This window comes from Paenibacillus agaridevorans, assembly GCF_003112455.1.
GTDB classification, from domain to species: Bacteria; Bacillota; Bacilli; order Paenibacillales; family Paenibacillaceae; genus Pristimantibacillus; species Pristimantibacillus agaridevorans.
The window spans coordinates 1-19185 of record NZ_BDQX01000128.1 but is presented as its reverse complement, the minus strand read 5'-3'; the positions used below and the strand labels follow the sequence as shown (position 1 = coordinate 19185).

Genomic DNA, 19185 nt, shown 5'->3' with positions numbered 1-19185 from the left:
AATATATAACTTTGTTTCTGATTTTGTGAATACTACTTTAAATTTATCATAAAAATAAAGAAACAAGCAGAGATAAATCTCTGCTTGTTCGAGTAATTCTCAAAAGAGGTATTAGATGGACTCTACATAAACAACAGTTGTAGCGCTAGCACCAGTTGTTGTTGTGTAAGTGATGATTGCAGAACCTCTCTCAGTACCTTTAACTACGGAAGTACCGGAAATCGTAGCTACTTTAGTGTTATCGGAGGACAAGAAGCCTGCGAAATGAGTACCAGGTACCAGTGCTACGCCATATTGGTCTTTAACAACGATTTCAGTTGCAAAGTTAGTCGAAGCAGTTGTCAGCGTGTATTCACTGTTATCAAACGAAGCTGTTGTAGCAACAGGAGCTTCTTTCGATGCTGTTACTTCAACTTGTGCAAGTTTTGTGCTTCCTTTGTATGCTGCGATTACAGAAGTACCAGCATCTACTGCTTTGATTGTTTTTGGAGAACCTGTTTTTACTTGTACAATCAAAGATTTCTCAGAAGATACAAAGTCAAAAGCAGTAGCTTGGTTTAGAACTACATCGTCGCCACCGGATGTTTTACCAACCAGTTCGATTGTTTTTTCATATGCATCAACAGCAACACCTGTAGGTACTGTACCAGCATACATTGTACCGATCGATTTAATCGCATAATCCTTCACATCTTCGTTTTTAATAACGTTGAACGTGAATGTCTCAGCAGTTGCATCAACGCCACCATAAACCACTTTGATTTTCACTTCGCCGGTCAGCGTAGCGTTTGCCACCAAGTTACCACCAGTAATCGACAGTGCTGTGCCGGAAGTAACGGAGATTGCAACATCGCCCAATGCAGCAACTTTTTGCGTACGGCCGTAGCTATCACGGTAAGTGATTTGATCAGCTTTCAGCTCGACTGTACCACTGTTTGCAAAGTTTTTAGCTACGTTGAAACCATTGATTTTGTCAACAGTAGCGTCTTTTCTTACTGTGAATTGTTGATGACCGATTTGTCCGCTTGCTGCTTTTGAAACATAAACATTAACGTTTGCATCAGCAGACAGGGATTGGAACTTAAATTTCAGTTCACCTTTAGCATTCAGCTTAGGGTAGCCAGCTGCAAAGCTCGCACCTACTGGGCTGAACGTCAAGCCAGTCAAGCTGAAATCTTTAGTAGCGATTGGTTGGTCGAATGTGTCAACAGCAGAGTAAGGAACCGTGAATTCTTCGTTACCAGCCACGATTGCAGCAGGTGCTTGCAGAGTCAGAGTCTTAACATCTGCTTTAGAAGAAACATTGAAGTTTACAGAAGCGAAAGCACCTGCAACTGTTGTGTTCATTGCATTCACAACAACATTACCATGCTGAGCCCCAGTTTTGAATTTAAGAACGCCATCTTTATCAACAGAGAAATGAGTAACGATGTTCACATCGCTAACAAGGAAAGTGATTCCGCTGAGCGTAATTGTTTTGTCAGAGCTAATCGCTTGGTAGCCGCTTGTTTCAGCCAACTTGATTGCTCCACCATATTGATCAGTCAATGTGTAAGGAAGTACAAGACCTTCTTCAGTTACGGAGATGCGAGTTTTGTCTTTAAGTGGAGTTGGAGCAGTCAACGTAATTGCCGTTGCAGAGCTACCAGCTACTACTTCGAAAGATTTAGATGCATTTAGGCCAGTAGTTGCATGGGATGCATTTACTACTACAGTATCTTTAACTCGTGCTACTTCGTCACTGGAAAGATCAACTTTGCCGGAAGATACAGCAACAGTTTTGCCGTAAGTAGCGTTGAAAACAGTGACGTTAAGGGAAGCATTTTCAATTTCTTTACCAAACTGGTTGAACAGTTTAACTTTCAGATCTTGGCCGGCTGCTTTTTGAAGTGTAGTAGCGCCAATTTCCAATTTGGATGGAACCTCGTTGACAATTGTAACATCAACTGCTTTGAAGCTACCTACAGTTACTGTATAAGTTGCTGCAGGGAGGTAAGTGGAAGTAAGAACAAGGGACTTTCCATCTTCAGCCCACTTAGAAGTTACTGTGTACTCAACTGCGCCGTTAGCTACTTTTGCTTTCAGTTCTTTTTGCTCATCAGCAGTTGCAGCTTTATTGAAGCTTACTGTGATTTCGCCTTTGTTTGTTTGAGCAACTTTGTTGATTGCAAGGTCAACGATTTCTACCAAACCAAGTTTTTGCTCAAGCGTTACGCCTGGCTCAACTTCAGTTTTCAGAGCAGCAACGATTGCAGTGTAAGTTTCGCCACGAAGTGGGATATCGTCGAAGTCAGTGTCTTCAGGAGCAAGACCAGCTTCAACTGCAGCTTCGCCTACTTTGTCATAGTCAACTTCTTGACCCAGTGCACGAAGAACCAGCAGGTAGAAGTCACGGTTTTCCAGCTCGTCGCCGAAGCCGAATACTGTTGCGCTTTTACCTTTAACCAGACCTTCTTCAACTGCCCAAGAGATGTAACCGTCATAGTTCTTGTCAGTTACGTCTTTGAATTCGTGAGTTTTTTTAGCACCTTTTGCTTCGTCTTCAGCGCCGAACAGGCGGGACAGAAGAACTACGATGTCTTGACGTTTCCAAGTTTGGTCTTCTTTCAGGTCGCCGTCTTGGTTACCCAAAATAACACCTAGCTCGTTAAGATATTCACCAGCAGTTGGTTCTTCTGCTGCGGAAACTACAGTTGCGAACATGGAGAATACCATTGCGATCGCAACTAACAGGGATAAACTTTTCTTCATAACCTTTTTTTCTCCTCCTCTAAATTGCTTCGGTTGTTGAGAGTTTTGTACAGATAGTGAATTGCTCGTTTCCCTCATAGCCGATTCACCCCCTTCCCAGAGTAGAGCATATATTAGTATAAATAATGTCTACGGACATGGTTAACCCTATGTAAGCCAATGTCGTAGAAACTTGTAAACCATGAAAATATAGATGCTAGACTAGCTGCATCACTTTAACATTATACAATGGGCTCATGCTACCGTAAAGAGGAATATGAGAATTCATCCCAGTTAATCCCTTGTATATGCCGTTTCGAAGCATCATTGCGTTGCCATTGTGACACCATCATGTATTTAAACGTTGGTTCCGTGAAAAAGTTGCGATTCTCATGAAAATCTTTTTATGAGGATCGTCTCATTTTCCTGCGCTCGCTTTTGCACTTTGTTAGTATAGCTTGTTTTCATACGCACCGTCGATATTAAACATTTTCCATGGATAAGTTTGCACCTGTAGAAATACTGTAATGAGAAGTGGTCTTTTTGAACAACCTCTATGAAACTAGTACAAGCTTCATTACCCGATCAATGGAAAGTTGAAACGATTATGTATACGGAAAAGGCCAGCACAATCGCTGACCTTCGCCGTTAAGCAAAGTTAGTTATAAATCTTAGGAAGCTTCTTCATATCATTCATGACACGCGCCATGATAATCGCCGCATCGCTTCGAAGCAAACGAGCTCTCGGCTCGAATACGGAGCCATCCTTCGGCTCAAGCGGATTAATCAGCTTGCCTTGAATAAAGGCTTTCTTCTGGATAGCCAGGACGGACGGAATGGAATAGAAGTCGAACGTGCCTGAATCCTTAAACACCTTATCAAGCGCGCTCTTCGCTTTCGTCGAATCGGTCTCCAGCTTCAACTGCAATGCCCTTGCAAGGATCGTCGCAGCCTCTTGGCGTGAAAGCTCTACATCCTCGTCAAAGAATCCTGGGCGCTTGCCGTTAACGATACCGGCCCTTGCCGCCGTCTCAATGTAGCGATAGTCATAGATCGCGCTAGCGTTGTTGGCATTCGTAATCGTCTCCGGGTAATAGGAGAAGTGGTGATCTCCTGCGTAATTAAGGGGAAGATTCATCGCCCTAACAATCATACGCGTAAATTCGCCGCGAGTAACGTAACGATCTCCGCCGAAAAGTCCAACCGGATCAACTGCGTTCATAATGCCTTTGGAAAAGATGGCTTCCATCGCTTCACGCGCATAAGGATGATCCGTGATGTCGTTAAACCCTTTCGTCAGTTTAACTGCCACATAATAACCGAATTTATTGAAAGGCACAGTTACTGTACGTTTCTTTTCATCCACCACGCCTCCGATGTTCTCCCACGTACTGTTGTACGGGTCAAATCGGAATACCGTAATCGTTGTTCCTGCGCTCTGTACGACGTTGGAATCATACGTAATCGTCAAGCTTCCCGGCGCGCTTGGCACAAGCTCTAGATCGAATCGATTCCAGCGGCTCGCGAAGGTGCCTTCGTATTTGCCCACCAGATTCGGGAACGGGAACGGATCTTGTCCAGTCGTAATAGGATCATAACCCGGCGACAGAATCGGATCCGGATCGTCCGCAAGCCCTCCGTCTATCCAATACAATGGACTTGCTTTAATGAATTGTCTTGCTTGGTCTTGGAACCTGTAGCCAATATGAAGATTACCTTCGGCTTGGCTGTTAGCTGAATAGTTCGGCGGCTGACCTTCGTACAAATGGCGATCGACGATCCCATCATTAGGATTGGCAATGGCGAATAGCAGATCATTTCCATTATATACTTGAGTAGCGTGTCCGTTGGAGTTATTGTAATTCGGCCTAATAAGTTGCGTATTTTTTGTAAAGGTTAATGTTAGTGAATTGTTGAACAATTTATGGCTGGATGCCATCGTTTCGAGCATCTGCGCTCCAGGTATGTTAGTCGGGACATACTTCACAGTAAGCTCTTGCTTAATCGTATCTTCGCCGCGAGTGATCTGGAATGGAATCTTGGTATCTCGACCCGCTCTTAAATCCTTGACGACGGCCCGGAACGCATCCACGTTCGTAACGGTGCTTCCGGAGTATTCTTTAAACGTAACCTTTTCGGCTTTCTCTTTGCCGATTGTGATGGAGTCCGCTCCCGGCGATGAAATGATGACTTCTACAAAGTTTTTGTTTGTAATCCGCTCCTCGGTCAATGGAGCTTTGATGTTGTACGGAATCGAAATCGGGTTGAGCTCGAGTCGGTACGTAGCTCTCGGACCGTTCGGACCTGCGTTATACACAGTGACAACATAAACCATGGAGCTGCCGTCATCCGGCATGACTTCATTCGAAATATTAAAGAAGAAATGCTCTTTGTCTACATCATAATAGAAGTTAACATTCACATTCGAAGGCCCGGTAGGACTGGCGCCGTTGTTTATGACATGATCAGCCGCCGTATTGAGAGGATCCTTCAAGATCGCACGGTTATTATTGGCCAGAGTAAACTGTTTAGACAAATCCCATCTCACATCACCTGACCAATTGGGCGATGAAATCGTGACGATATAGCTGTTCTTGTTATCGACATTTTGCAATTGGGTCGCCACATCATTCTGACCGCCAAGATCGATAAAATCGAATGTGCCATATACATCGTAGTAAGCATTTTTGGTCGTATACACGGATCCCTGCTTTGTAAAGTTCGGGTCATTAGGGAGCGGCGGCCATTGCCCTTGCGTATGCGGGTATACGCCGTCGCTTTCCAATGCCGGAACTACAGGCAGATTGGTAGGCACGATATTAAATTTCAGCGTCGATTCGTAATTGTTGCTCGGCGAATTGAATACGAACTTGACCGTATTCTCGCCTGCTTTGTTCAGAATGTTTCCGATAAATGCAGCATCGGCTGAAGGTGCTGGCTTGAACTTCGTAGCGGTAGTAGTGTCTGCTACCAATGGTACTTCAACATTATTAATATACAAGAAAACGGATTTGCCGACTCCCGTATACTTAATTTCCGCGTCGTTCACCACGTTGAAGATCTGGCCTTCGAAATTGCCAAGCTGTGTCATTAGGGAGGCGTTAGATCCTTTAACCGAATCGAACTTGACGTCCATTCCGTTAACGATGGTGTCAAATTTCATATATGGGCCATACAGAAGCCTAGCCGTAATGGTTTTCACTTCAGTAGTGGCCCTCGGATTAGAAGTCCCTGTAACCGTCGGATGAAATTTGAAAGAGATGAAGTTCGTTCCCGACTTCGGCAACTTTTGAATTTCAAGGAACACGCGCAAGAAGGATACTTGTTGGTTGTTAACTTGACGAGTTACTACCTGCGCTAATGGCGCAACCGGATCGCTGCCGCCATTTGGACTCATGACCATTTTGTAAGTGAATGGCGTGCCCGTTACAGACGCCACGATCTTGTCCACCAACTCTGAGTAAGCTGGCGATGCTGCAGGAGTGCTGAGCAACTTGTCATAATTGCCAATCAATAATTCCACACCCATAGGAACCGAATACACATCTACGCCTGATTCCGGAATATCGGTGCCTTGAAGATTAAGGATCCGGGTTGTATTAACTGCCTCGGATCGAATGGTGTTGTTTGAAATAGCTTTGGTCATCGAGCTGTCGAAGCCCGTTAAGTAGTTAACGTCATAGATAAAAGCTTTGCTGTTATCACGCAGTGTGAAGGCCGTCCAAGTGGACTGATTGTATTGATTTAAGTTCGGTGCGATAAATCGTACGCTCTGCGATATGTCGAACGCTACTTGCGGCAGCGTATACGTGAAGCTCACTGTAATAAATTTGGTTGTCGGTGTAATAGTAGCTGGCAAGAAACTGACCGAACCAGCATCGGGAACTACTGGGGTATTCGTTCCTTGAACCTGCATCGAAAGCAAACCGCTTAATTTCGTCAAGAATGCAGCTGAATTGAGTGGGTCAAATTCAATTATGGTATTAGCGTTGTCCGTCAAATCATGGAGCGGCAATGGAATAATTGCTTTACCTGAAATTTTCAAACCGCTGTTTGTAGGAGTACTATAATTCATGTTTTGTTGCAATGCTGCTTTATTAATTATTTCACCATTATCAACTTGAAATATAGCCATATCGTAATAAGTGACTTCACCGTTGTAGAAAGCTACCTGGCGGGTGGTCTGAACGATCTGACCGCCATTATGCACTTTAAACGAGATGTTGTTAATACCCTTGTCAATTGTGAGCTGTGATGTGCTAAAACGATTGTTGCTGGAAGCCGTGGACACATTAAAATCGAATGAACGGCCATTAATGTCAATGGTAACCTTCGTCGCATTCGGTGCGCGTCCTGTAATAACGATTTGGCCCGTATTGGTGATGACTGGAGCTGTACTGTACAGCATTGTTGGTTGATCCTCGAGCAGATCGTGCTCTTTGTTCTCGAATTGAACTTTCAGATCGTACAACATTGGACTGTCACGATACTCGATATAGATGGATTCTGATACGGAAGACGTACCCGCTACCCCTCTGAAAGTGATTTTGTTCATACCCGGGAACAGGATTAAGCTGCTGATGGAAATGCGATTATCTCCCGTTGTCGCGACCCCTGTCGTAATTTCCTCCGTCGTATTCAAAACTTCCTCGGTGCCTGATGAGGTTACTTGTTTGACGTTGTAGCTGATAGAACTGCCTACAACTCCGTTAATGGTACCTTCCAGCTGGATCGTACCCGTAGATACGATTCTCGCGTTCGCCCTTGTGTCATTCTCGTTCGGAAACAAGAAATAAGATCCCGCCGCCGAAGCCGTCTGAGTGGCCGCGAAGCTCGGCAGCAGCGTGACGAACAAGGCGATGGTCAGAATGAGTGATAATGCTCTTTTCAAAACATGTTCCTCCTTTATGTAGGTCATTCCTTAAATACGGGTTTAATTGCATGGAGCATACGAACGTTGGGACGGATTAGGTCTAAAGTCGCCAGAGAGCTTGACCCTTCGCGCCGAACATGTCGAAGCCGCGTATAATATTCCTCCCTCTTCCTCTTTAGTCAGATTTAGTTGGTCCAAGGTGAAACGGCTGAGCCATCCTTTGGAGGCACAGCGCGTTTCATTCCGAGAATTATAGGTCAAATATGTAGAAACCCCATACTTTCCTATAATTTAAATGATAGACGCACTGACATCAGAAAAGTTACGTACTTTCTTTATCGGTTCGAGCGCGGCATATGTTTAGGGACGTCTTGGATATTAGAGGCAATTGGGATCAACTTGGGACTTGCGACCCCCTGGCGCTTTTGTGTAGCCAAAAATAAAAGCTCCGCACCCTGCGTAAAAGCAGGTTGCGGAGCTCGGAATACAAAAATAATGACTTTATTTGCCGCGCGATTGCGCTTGTGTCTTGGCGGTTCTAATCAAGCCGATGCGCACCAGAAAGTTGATGAGCGGACGACGCGTCTTGTCGACAATGCCCGTCAGCTCGGCACCAATCTGCAGGAAGAACATGAGCAGACAAATTACGGCGAACGTAATCCAGTTGGCCGCGCTGGATTGCACGACAGCGGATTGTACGATAGCGATGGCCCCGAATAGGGCAGCCACCCCCCAGATGATCAGAACCGTGCGACGATGGCTGAAGCCAAGGTCGCGCAGACGGTGATGCAGATGTCCGCGATCCGGCGCGAAGATCGGCTTTTTGTTTACCCAGCGGCGAACGATGGCGAAAAACGTGTCGGACAACGGCACGCCGATGATCAAAAGCGGCGTCACGAACGATACGATCGTAACCTGCTTGAAGCCCAGCATGGACAAGGTAGCCAAGCTAAAGCCAAGGAACAGGGAGCCCGAATCGCCCATAAAGATCTTGGCTGGATGGAAGTTAAACACCAGGAAGCCGATAATGCCGCCCAAAAGCAGCGTGCTAAGCAGAATCACAGGCTGGAAGCCCATCAGCGAGGCCATTATCGCAATCGTTGCGATGGCGATACCGGAAACGCCGGCAGCGAGGCCGTCCAGTCCGTCGATCAGGTTAATGGCGTTGGTAACGCCGACAATCCATAAAATGGTCAGCGGAATGCCGATCCATTGCGCGATTGGCTGCATGGTTTCGCCAAATGGTACGTTTACAAGATCGATGTGTACGTTGAAGCCGAATACAACGACGCACGCAGCTGCGACTTGACCCAGCAGCTTTACCTTCGCCGACAGCTCGAAGCGGTCGTCGAGGGCGCCCAAAATGATGATGATTGTACCGCCGACGAGCAGGGCATTAATCATATTGACGTCTTGCGGCCGCAACAGCCCTTCGGGAATGAACGGCTGCACTAGCAGGAAGGCTCCCACAAATGCGACGTAGATCGCCAGCCCGCCCATACGCGGCATGATGCGCGTATGTACTTTCCGATGATTCGGCTTGTCGATTGCGCCGATCTTAAATGCGAATTTTTTAACGAGCGGGGTCATCCCCAATGCAAGCAATAATGCGATTACGAATCCTATGGAATACAAGAAGCCAATAGGCATGTGTACAACTCTCCTTTTTCTGAAAGCCTAAGCAGGTCGCTTAACAAGCTATTACCCCGTTATCTTTCACTGCGAAACGATACCTTATGCGAACGATTCGGGAACGATTGCGATCCGTCAGTCGCCGCCAACGCTTCTTCGTTTTGCTCCAGAGTGAATTATACCCTGATCGAAAAAGAAATACCAACGCCGTTTTCAACCAATTTTCATTGAAAAAGGCCTAGTTTCACCCAATTGGGCGGGATTTTGTTACATTTTCTTTGTTGCGGATCACTTTCACGACGAATTTCGGCAACGCAAGCATTCTTTTGTAGCGCGTCGGCTCCTGCAGCAGCCGATACAGCCACTCCAGACGAAGCTTCTGGTACACCATCGGAGCGCGTTTCAGCTTGCCTGACACGACATCGAAGCTGCCCCCGACGCCCATGATAAACGGAACGCCAAGCTTCTCCTTGTACTGCACATTCCAGGCTTCCTTTTCCATGCCTCTGGCCACGAACAACAGATGCGGCTGAAGCGAGGCAATCTCGTCCACGATCTCCGCGTCGTCGTCAGGTCCGAAAAACCCGTTGCGATACCCGACGATGCGAACTTGCGGATATTGAAGCTGAAGCTTTTCCGCCGCCGCTTCGATAATTTCTTGCGATGTGCCAAGCAGATACGCCTTCCATCTCCGCTTCTCGCCCTGTTCTAGCAGACGATGCATAAGATCGAAGCCCGTGACGCGCTCGGCGACGGGGTTTCCGCCATATTTTGCAGCCCATACGACTCCCGCACCGTCCGGTACGATGAGATCGGCTTTATTCATGATGTCAGCAAATGCGGGATTGTCCAAAGCCGCCATAATCATAATCGGATTAGCCGTAATGATATGCGTTTGGCGTCCTTCCTCGATTGCCGTTGTCAAATAACGGACCGTCTCGTCCATGCTCATCTTCGAGAACGGTATGCCAAAGATCGGCACGGTTGGATGTTGTTTCGACATGAGGAAATCACCTCGATCTATATTGACGCAAGTAAGTTACGATTTGTTGCGCCGGTTGCTGCGATTGTTGCTTCAAAAGGTCGATTGCGGGTACATGCATCTTGCGCCATTCGTCAGGATTGTCGAGCAGCGCGACCGCTTCGTTGGCAAAAAGCTCGGGATCCAGCTGCTCCGTATCGCCTATCGCCGTCAGGCCAATGCGATGCAGGAAATGGTCGATCTTGGGGTCGTAGGACAGTCCAAGCATCGGCACCATCCGGTTCGCCGCGTAGATAAGCGCATGAAGGCGCATGCCGAACAGCACATCGCAACGGCTTACCTCCAGCAGCATCTGCTGCGGGTCATCGCCAGGAGCAGCCAGCTCCGCCGAGCTTCCCTCGCCAAGTTTGCCGCGCAGCCGTTCGATCATCTCTTGCGACGTCACGACGTCGGAAGGGGTATGAAACGGCAGAAAGCGCAGCGTGACGGAGCGGCTCTTCGACAGCGCGATCAGCGCTTCCGCCGCGCGTGCCAAGTCGGCGCCGTCCGGGCGCCAGCTCCGCAGCGACACGCCGACGACCGGTGTGACAAACGCGTCCGGTGCGTCAGGCGCGTCCGATGAAACTCGCGGCTTAACGCCGCGAAGCGCAGCTTCCCCGGGTGCCGCCTGGCCGCTTACGGTCGACAACTGCGAAGCGCTATTCGCAATTGCGGATCCAGCATGGTTGGCCGAAAGCGCCCCGCTTGGCACTTGCAATGCGTCGGCATTCACCGATGTCTCTGCGCCCTCCGGCAACGGCAAACCCATAACGGGATCGGGTACAACCTCGATCCTCTCTCGCGCTACGCCAATGCGTGCGAGCAAGTCCGCAGATTCGGCATCCCGAACGGACACATAAGCGCTTCGCCGCATAACGCCGCGAATGAGCGGATCCATCCAGCGGCGATTTACCGGTCCGATGCCCTGAGCGTATGCGAACGTCGGTTTGCCCAGCAGCTGGGCCAGTCTCATGATTCCGGTATAATACGGAATCGTCTTCGTTCCCGTAGCGTCTTGCAGCAGGCTCCCGCCGCCGCTAATGAGGCCGTCGCAGCCTCGCAGCGTCCGCAAAATGTCGGCCGGACGCATGCGATGCGCCGCTTCCACGCCGTACATGGAGCTCGTCCACGCCGGATCGGCGCTGAGGACGACCGGCTGGACACGAACGCCTTGAGCCGCTCCTTGCTCTTCTAGCGCCAGCAGGATGGAGCGCAGGACCGCTTCATCTCCGCTGTTGCGGTAGCCGTAGTAACCGGATATGGCTATGCGGACGGTTTGCGAATGTGAGGCTGAACCCATCTGCGCCAAGCTCCCTCCAATAAGATCCAGGCTCCGATACATATGAGTCCGATCAGAATGCCCGCTCCGAGACCAAGCAGCGTGCGGATCGTCGAGATGTACAGAGGCGTATGCAAGTGAGTAAACGTGCTTACCATGGACAATTGCCCCATCGTTCCGACGATAATGAGCACCCAAGCCGCGCGGTATCTAATCGCCAGGAACAAGCCCAGCAGAAGCGGCGGATGGCCTAACATAAATTCCTTGAATCTCGGACGTACGCCGAATGTCGATTCCAGCCAGCCGCGTATCAGCAGCTCGATCGAGCTTACTTGTCCGGCATTGCCCGAACGGGAGATATAATAGAAACCGATAGCGCCGATGACAACCGCGCCCACGACCATCAATAAAGTGATGGGACGAGACAGGATGCCGATCGCGCGCTTGACAACGCCATGACCGTCGCTGCCCTCATACAGGAACACGTAGAAGGCTACAAGGAACAGCGGCGCAAAGAACAGGACGCTGACGCCGCGGAACTGCTCCAGCACCAGGCTGTACGTAATATTGTGCAACAAGCCGAACACGAGCGGTACCGCCGATAGCGTAATCAGCGTGCCGACGATAAACCAGCTCAGCGCTGTGACGATCCGCTTGCCGGCAGGCACGTCAGGGAATACCCACTGCGTTCTTGGTTCTCCTTCGTAAGAAGCTCCGCCTACCTTCCAGGTTTCGCCGCCCACCATCCGACGGTTGCCGATGGTACGGGCATAGATGCGGTTCATGACCCAGATCATCGCGAGCGTTGGTCCGCTTACCGCGGCGCCCAGCGCGAGCGCTTGCTCCATAAGCGAGCTGTTAAGCACATACAGGCCTGCCGATCCCACGAGTCCGAGCAGGAACACCGGTATCGCGAGCGCGGGCAAAAATGCGGCGACCAAAAGCGTAATGATCGCGATGGCTCCAAGCGCGACTACCGCGCGCACGGGCTTCTCCCACGAGGCGTTGACGGACTCGAACGGCTGCGCAATCCCGTGCGGGAAGCCAGCCTCCTCGAGCTGGGCGATAACGCCGTCTTCTCCGCCCATTACCATCGCCAGCTTGTCCGCGGAATGGTTCAGCTTGCCGGTATCCATGCTGGATTGCAGCATCGTGTTCAAGAAGAACATGCGAATATTGCGATCCTTGGCTGCCAATAGAAAGCGGTCGGCAATGCCTCCCTTGGTCATCTCGATACTGTCTTCGGGCGATAAGGAATACACCCTCACCACATTATAATCTGTCATATAAGCGAGTTTATGAATGCCTTGCTGCGGTTTCTTGAGATTCTCGATCGCCGTCAGCCCGATTCCGTAATCATTAAGCAGCGTGCCGAAGCTATCCAGGCTGCCCAGAGCGCCTTGATCGCTTGCGCCCTTGGACTTCTCGCCGTCGAACAGCAGTCTTGTCACGCCATATTCCTTGAGCATGGCGAGCTGCGAGCTGGTACGCTCTGCATCATAAGGGACCACTCTGTCCGAGAATCTCGCAAGTATGTGGAATCCCTTTTCGCGGAGCTTCTCCAGCGACATCGGGTCGAAGTCCATCGTCTTGAGATGAACGGCGGTCAGAGCTTGCTCCACCACCATGCCGTTCCGATCGCCGAAGGACCAGTCGCGGTAAGTGACGCCCGAGCGGTCAAGCGCCTCGCGCACGACCTTGCCCACCTTCTCTTCCTCTTCCTCGCCCGCGAACAGGATGTACGTATAATTGACGCGTTCGCTAGGCAGCTTGCCCTGCAGAAGCGCGGCGTCCTTCTCGTTGTAATACGTCAGCCTTCCTGCCTGGCTAAGCTCCTTCAGAGTGCTTTCGTAGACGGCCATCGTATTGACGCCCGCTTCCTTCAACAATCCCAGTTGCTCGTCCAGAAACTCCCGTGGGTTCGCCTGATGCTCCGCCACCTCGATCAGATCCCTGTAATCGAATGCGTACTCCACCGTATTGGCGGAGTCCTCCATCGTCATCCTTTGAAAGCCCAGCGGCAATGCCGCCACGATTCCGATCAGCGTAATGACCCATAACCCTATTTTCGCTTGCCTATTCCATCGCTGCCATAACATACGCACGTAAATCCTCCGTTCCACCTCTAAGCTTGCTTATCGATTACTGAACGCCGTCGACGCGGGACATAACGGCTTCCTTCAACGTTTGCAGAGCGGACTTCGCCGACTCCGGAGAATCCTGCTTCACCGCAAAATAAACCTTGATCTTCGGCTCCGTGCCCGACGGCCGCAGGCAGAACCAGGAACCGTCCGCGCGACGGTACTTGAGCACGTTCTCCGGACGAAGTCCGTCCAGGCCCTTGCTGTAGTCCAGCACTTCCGTCACCTTGACGCCGCCAATCTCCGCGGGCGGGTTCGAACGCCAGTCGTTCATGATGGCGCCGATCTGCGCCACGCCGTCGATGCCCTTAAGCGTGCGGGATTCCAGCCCTTCCAGATAGCTGCCGTACTCCGCGTACAGCTCCAGCAGCACGTCATACAGCGTCTTGCCCTGGCTGCTGTAGTAAGCCGCCGCTTCGCAGATGAGAAGCGAGGCGACGATCGCGTCCTTGTCTCTGGCATAGGTACCGTTCAGATAGCCGTAGCTCTCTTCGTAGCCGAACAGGAAGGAACGCTCCCCTGTTTGTTCGTAACTTGTCATTTTCTCGCCGATATATTTGAAGCCGGTCAGCGTATTTTCTACTTCCACGCCAAATGATTTCGCGATGTCCGCGCCCATTTCGCTGGTTACGATCGTCTTGACGACGACGCCGTTATCCGGCAGCAGGCCGCGTTCTTTAAGCAAACTCAGCTTGTAATAAACCATGATGGCGCCGGATTGGTTGCCCGACAGCACCTCGTATTCGCCTTCGTTGTTTTTCACGACCGCGCCCATGCGGTCCGCGTCCGGATCCGTGCCGATGATGATATCCGCGCCGACCTTCTTCGCCAGCTCGATCGCAAGCGTAAACGCTTCTCGTTCTTCGGGATTCGGCGATTTCACCGTGCTGAAATTGCCGTCCGGCTGCTCCTGCTCGGGCACGATATGTACATTGCGGAAACCTGCGCCCTTCAGCGCCTCGCGAACCGGCACATTGCCGGTACCGTGCAGCGGCGTGAATACGATGCTGAACTTTTCTCCCAGCTCCCCTTGCAGCAATTCCCGGTTCAGGCTCTCTCCGACGACCGTCTCTACGTATTCGCGATCCGCCTTCTCGTCCAGCCAAACCAGCAGTCCTTGCGCCTCGGCCTCTTCGCGCGAAATCCGCTTCACATCGCCCAAGCTATCGATCCGCGCAATAGCCGCGATGACTTGCTCCGCATCCTCCGGGATCAATTGGCAGCCATCCGCCCCGTAAGCCTTGTAGCCGTTATATTCCGGCGGGTTATGGCTGGCCGTCACGACGATGCCTCCGCTCGCACTCAGCGCTCTTACCGCATAGGACAACTGCGGCGTCGAACGGAGCGAACGGAACAGGTACGTTTTGATGCCGTTACCCGCCAGCACTAACGCGGCGTCCAGCGAAAATTCCGGCGACATGCGGCGGGAGTCATGTGCAATCACTACGGATGGCGACGCGCCTTGCGACAACAGCCAGTTCGCGAACCCTTGCGTCGCTTTGCCCACGGTATACACGTTCATCCGGTTCGTGCCGGCGCCGATTACGCCTCGAAGACCTCCCGTACCGAACTCCAGGTTGCGGTAAAAGCGATCCGCGATTTCGTTTTCTTGGCTCGAGATGCCGGCCAGCTCTTCTTTGGTCGCGGCATCGATCAATGGATCGCCCAACCAGCTTTCATATTGCAATTGAATCTGTTCTTTGTTTATCATAAGGATTCCCTCCGCCACTTATCGAAATTTGGTTTTATCTAGGCCCGCTCCGACAGCGCAAACATCAATTCGCCCTCTGCAACGATCTTATCTCCAACCTTCGCTGTAGCTTGTCCCTTGCCGATCGGTCCTTTGAGGCGCGTAATCTGCACCTCCAGCGTGAGCGTATCGCCCGGCTTCACTTGATCGCGGAACCGGAAACCGTCAATGCCCGCGAAGAAGCCCAGCTTGCCCTTGTTCGCTTCCACCATGAGCATAGCTACAGTGCCGACTTGCGCCAGCGCCTCGACGATCAATACGCCTGGCATAACGGGATAACCCGGGAAGTGGCCGACAAAATGCGGCTCGTTCATCGTTACATTTTTGATGCCGACGGCTCTGACGCCCGGCTCCACCTCCAAGATGCGGTCGATTAGCAGGAAAGGCGGGCGATGCGGTATAATCTCCTGGATTTGGCTGATATCTAACATTTAATAAGCTCCTCTCATGTCCGTGTCCGTATAAAACATGTCCTAGTCAGAAACACTAAGGTTATCCTGCGCAAAACTGCAGTTTGCGAAGGTTAAGATAAGGAGGCTTGGCGAAGAACCCGAAGCGTTCGTCGCCCGGCCTCTTTCTGTCCTGTGCGATGATGATGATGCTATAGCGTTACATGTGAGGGGTCTTGGGCTGAGGCGGGTTCAATGTCCGGTAGGAGGCCGCATAGACGAACGTGGTCACGAACGAAAAAGCGATCACAATCCATAAGTATGTCGAAGCAAACGACGCCTCGAAGAAGATGAACATGATGGCCGCATAGAACATGACCGTTGTCAGCTTCCCCATCCAATTGGCCGGCACGTTTTTCTTTTTGCGGAAGTGGGCGATAAGCCCTGCGGCTATCATTCCCAAATCGCGCAAAAACATCGCACCTGCCGCCCACCAGGAAATATGCCCCGAAACGAGCAGCGACACGATCACCGTGAACAGCATCAGCTTGTCGGCCAGCGGGTCCAGCATCTCCCCTGCGGGAGTCACCTGACCGTACCTTCTGGCGATATGACCATCCAGCACATCCGTCACGCCGGCGGCGACCACGACAAGAAACGCGGGAATCATGTGTCCGCTGACGAATATTCCGATATAGACGGGAATGAGGACGAAACGCAGCGACGTCAACAAATTCGGCAGATTCAACACATCACGCTCCCCGGCGATTGTCCATACATGGTCTACCTTGGTTCCCAACTATTATAAACTACCTCCTCGAAAATGAAAACAAATCCATATCGACCTCAGTCCCGGGACCGATTGCCTAAAAATTCCCTCCATGATAAAATACTGACTTAGCGTTCAGTATGATGTAGTCGGCCCCAACTTTCCTACTTAGAAAGAAGGTGAAATTTGAACAAAAAACAACTCCAAAGCGAAGAAACCAAACATCGAATCGTCGAAGTCGCAAGCGAGTTATTCGCAAAAAAGGGGTACAACGCCGCCTCCATCGTGGAGATGGCCGCAGCCGCCCAATGCAGCAAAGCCAACATTTATTATCACTTTAAGAGCAAAGAAGGGCTTTTCCTACATATTGCCGAGCTGCTCGAGACAGAATGGTATCGCAATTGGGAGGTTCATAAGACCAGTTACGACACTGTGACCGATCAACTGTTCGGAGTGATTGAATTCTCCACCAAGCAGGGGCTCGCTCATCCGCTCTATATGGCTGCGTGTGAGTTTATTGAAGGCCACGCCGAGGAATCCAGCATGGTCAGAAAGCTGCTCGCGGCCAAGATCGAGAAGAATCGGCTTTTCTACGAGGGCCTTATGACGGAAGGCATTGTCAGCGGAGAGTTCAAGCCGGGAAATGCCAGGCAATACGGCATTATATTAGAAGGTATGGTGCGGGGCATCAGCGAAACGGCCAGCAGCATGAATCCAATGGAAACATTGGAGCTGTACAAAGCCGCTCTTAAGGTTCTTCTGCATGGAATTGTACGGGAACAATAAGGCCACACTACAAGACGAAATGGTTTATTTTTTATGAATACGGAGGGTACCTTTCATGCAAAGCGCAGCATCCGCGCCAGGACCCGGATCGATCGATCTGGGCAATATCAAACGACTGCCGATACTGATCTCGCTCATCATCGGCGCATTTTTCTCCATCCTTAATGAAACGTTATTGAACATCGCATTCGTTGATCTTCAGAAGGAATTCAACGTTGCCTACACTACCATCCAATGGTTGTCGACCAGCTACATGCTTGTCGTCGCGGTGCTTATTCCGGCGTCGGCCCTGCTCGTACAGTGGTTTACGACGAGACAAATGTTCCTCGGCGCCATGATTCTATTCTCCGTCGGAACGCTCGTGTGCGCCATTGCGCCGCAGTTCTCCTTCCTGCTCGTAGGACGCATCATCCAGGCATTCGGCACAGGCCTTATGCTGCCGGTTATGATGAATACGATTTTGGTTCTGTACCCGCCCGAGAAGCGCGGAGCCGCCATGGGCAGTATCGGTCTCGTCATCATGTTCGCGCCTGCGATCGGACCAACTCTCTCCGGTCTGATTCTGGAATCCATGAACTGGAGATGGTTGTTCTATCTCGTACTGCCGTTCGCGATCTTCGCGGTCATCTTTGCGTTCATCTTCCTCAAAAACGTTACCGATGTAACCAAACCGCGGGTTGATATCCTCTCCATCCTGTTGTCCACGATCGCGTTCGGCGGCATCGTCTATGGCTTCAGCAGCCTTGGCGAAGTGGAGAACGGCTGGTCGAATCCACGCGTATACGCGTTCGTCGCTGCTGGAACCGTAGCGCTGGCCTTATTTATCTGGCGTCAGCTCACTTCCAAGACGCCGATCCTGGACCTTCGGGCGTTTAAAGCTCCGATGTTCTCCTTTGCCACCGTGCAAGTCATCATCGTTATGATGTCGCTGTTCTCCACACTGATGCTGCTGCCGATTCTAATGCAGCAAGGTATGGGCATGACCGCATTCGCAGCAGGTCTCGTGCTGTTGCCGGGCGGCATTCTAAATGGTTTCCTGTCTCCAATTACCGGCAAATTGTTCGATAAGTTCGGCCCGAGAGCGCTGGTTATTCCTGGATGCGCGATTCTCGTGCTGGTCATGTGGTTATTCACGCGCATCACGCTCGACACCCCAACATCGACGATCGTTCTGCTGCACTGCACAATGAGCATAGCGATGTCCATGATCATGATGCCGGCTCAGACTAATGGTCTGAACCAGTTGACTCGCCAGTATTACCCGCATGGCACGGCTATCATGAACACCCTGCAGCAAGTTGCCGGCGCACTTGGCATCGCGTTCTTCATCAGCGTAATGTCGTCTGGAACCAAGGATTATATGCTGTCATCGAGCGACCCTACCAATCCAGCAGAAGGCGCCTTGGCCTTGAACGCAGGCATCCACGATGCCTTCCAGTTGGGCATGATCTTCGCGATCGTCGCTCTTGTATTGTCTTTCTTCATTAGAAGATCCGTGTCCCCCAAAGAAGAGGGAGCCGCTGAGCCTCGCATGAGCGCAACGCATTAATGAGGCAACGAGGCAGCAGGGCAGCAGGGAGTCTTGCAAGTTCCTTGCTTCCTTGCTCCTTGTTCCTTGAGCTAATTGACATGATAAAGAGCCTCTTCATCTATCGGTGAAGGGGCTCTTTGATTAGGCTGCTGCTCGTTTACCGCCGTGTAATTCTCTTCTCCATCCTGTGCACACCAAGCACACACCTGCGCGGCCTGATATATAGCGGATTTTTCCGCTATATCCGGTAAATCCGGCTCGATGCGGGCCATTATTGCGGATTT

The 19185-nt window shown here is 50.7% G+C and carries 12 protein-coding genes; 2 read left to right on the top strand and 10 right to left on the bottom strand.

The window, feature by feature from the left end; translation table 11 throughout:
* Positions 1 to 111 precede the first annotated feature (111 nt).
* The 9 genes from PAT3040_RS12915 to PAT3040_RS12875 all read right to left on the bottom strand — a co-directional run bounded on the left by PAT3040_RS12915 (position 112) and on the right by PAT3040_RS12875 (position 16563).
* Positions 112 to 2751 (bottom strand): hypothetical protein, encoded by a 2640-nt coding sequence (locus tag PAT3040_RS12915; protein ID WP_108992975.1) that lies wholly within the window; start codon positions 2749 to 2751, stop codon positions 112 to 114.
* A 637-nt stretch (positions 2752 to 3388) separates the two neighbouring features.
* Positions 3389 to 7621, bottom strand: coding sequence for an S-layer homology domain-containing protein (locus PAT3040_RS12910; RefSeq protein ID WP_181376590.1), 4233 nt, complete (start codon positions 7619 to 7621; stop codon positions 3389 to 3391).
* A 483-nt stretch (positions 7622 to 8104) separates the two neighbouring features.
* On the bottom strand, positions 8105 to 9253 hold the full coding sequence (locus PAT3040_RS12905; RefSeq protein WP_087569453.1) for a glycosyltransferase family 4 protein: 1149 nt from the start codon (positions 9251 to 9253) through the stop codon (positions 8105 to 8107).
* 226 nt (positions 9254 to 9479) lie between these two features.
* A complete protein-coding gene (locus tag PAT3040_RS12900) occupies positions 9480 to 10238 on the bottom strand; it encodes a WecB/TagA/CpsF family glycosyltransferase (RefSeq protein WP_108992973.1) in 759 nt (252 codons plus the stop codon).
* 7 nt (positions 10239 to 10245) lie between these two features.
* Positions 10246 to 11556 (bottom strand): polysaccharide pyruvyl transferase family protein, encoded by a 1311-nt coding sequence (locus tag PAT3040_RS12895; protein WP_108992972.1) that lies wholly within the window; start codon positions 11554 to 11556, stop codon positions 10246 to 10248.
* Entirely contained in the window at positions 11520 to 13634 is a 2115-nt protein-coding gene (locus PAT3040_RS12890; protein ID WP_258234962.1) for a DUF5693 family protein, read from the bottom strand. The genes PAT3040_RS12895 and PAT3040_RS12890 overlap by 37 nt, the downstream gene beginning before the upstream one ends.
* 43 nt (positions 13635 to 13677) lie before the next feature.
* Entirely contained in the window at positions 13678 to 15387 is a 1710-nt protein-coding gene (locus PAT3040_RS12885) for a phospho-sugar mutase (RefSeq protein WP_108992970.1), read from the bottom strand.
* Positions 15388 to 15425: 38 nt separating this feature from the next.
* A complete protein-coding gene (gene fabZ, locus PAT3040_RS12880; protein ID WP_087569458.1) occupies positions 15426 to 15857 on the bottom strand; it encodes a 3-hydroxyacyl-ACP dehydratase FabZ in 432 nt (143 codons plus the stop codon).
* Between the two features lie 178 nt (positions 15858 to 16035).
* Positions 16036 to 16563 (bottom strand): CDP-alcohol phosphatidyltransferase family protein, encoded by a 528-nt coding sequence (locus tag PAT3040_RS12875; protein WP_087569521.1) that lies wholly within the window; start codon positions 16561 to 16563, stop codon positions 16036 to 16038.
* Positions 16564 to 16770: 207 nt separating this feature from the next.
* Between PAT3040_RS12875 and PAT3040_RS12870 the strand changes: the two genes are divergently transcribed.
* Both PAT3040_RS12870 and PAT3040_RS12865 read left to right on the top strand, forming a co-directional pair.
* Positions 16771 to 17370, top strand: coding sequence for a TetR/AcrR family transcriptional regulator (locus PAT3040_RS12870; RefSeq protein ID WP_108992969.1), 600 nt, complete (start codon positions 16771 to 16773; stop codon positions 17368 to 17370).
* Positions 17371 to 17425: 55 nt separating this feature from the next.
* Positions 17426 to 18919: an MDR family MFS transporter gene (locus PAT3040_RS12865; protein WP_108992968.1), complete on the top strand. Its 1494-nt coding sequence runs from the start codon at positions 17426 to 17428 to the stop codon at positions 18917 to 18919.
* A gap of 71 nt (positions 18920 to 18990) precedes the next feature.
* Here the strand turns inward: PAT3040_RS12865 and PAT3040_RS38010 are convergent.
* Positions 18991 to 19185 (bottom strand): hypothetical protein (locus PAT3040_RS38010; protein WP_219930279.1); only part of this gene is annotated, 195 nt, incomplete at its 5' end.

Coding starts and splice junctions, on each gene's coding strand:
- PAT3040_RS12915 (WP_108992975.1), bottom strand. CDS start 2,751: ATGAAGAAAAGTTTATCCCTGTTAGTTGCGATCGCAATGGTATTCTCC.
- PAT3040_RS12905 (WP_087569453.1), bottom strand. CDS start 9,253: ATGCCTATTGGCTTCTTGTATTCCATAGGATTCGTAATCGCATTATTG.
- PAT3040_RS12900 (WP_108992973.1), bottom strand. CDS start 10,238: ATGTCGAAACAACATCCAACCGTGCCGATCTTTGGCATACCGTTCTCG.
- PAT3040_RS12895 (WP_108992972.1), bottom strand. CDS start 11,556: ATGGGTTCAGCCTCACATTCGCAAACCGTCCGCATAGCCATATCCGGT.
- PAT3040_RS12890 (WP_258234962.1), bottom strand. CDS start 13,634: ATGTTATGGCAGCGATGGAATAGGCAAGCGAAAATAGGGTTATGGGTC.
- PAT3040_RS12885 (WP_108992970.1), bottom strand. CDS start 15,387: ATGATAAACAAAGAACAGATTCAATTGCAATATGAAAGCTGGTTGGGC.
- fabZ (WP_087569458.1), bottom strand. CDS start 15,857: ATGTTAGATATCAGCCAAATCCAGGAGATTATACCGCATCGCCCGCCT.
- PAT3040_RS12865 (WP_108992968.1), top strand. CDS start 17,426: ATGCAAAGCGCAGCATCCGCGCCAGGACCCGGATCGATCGATCTGGGC.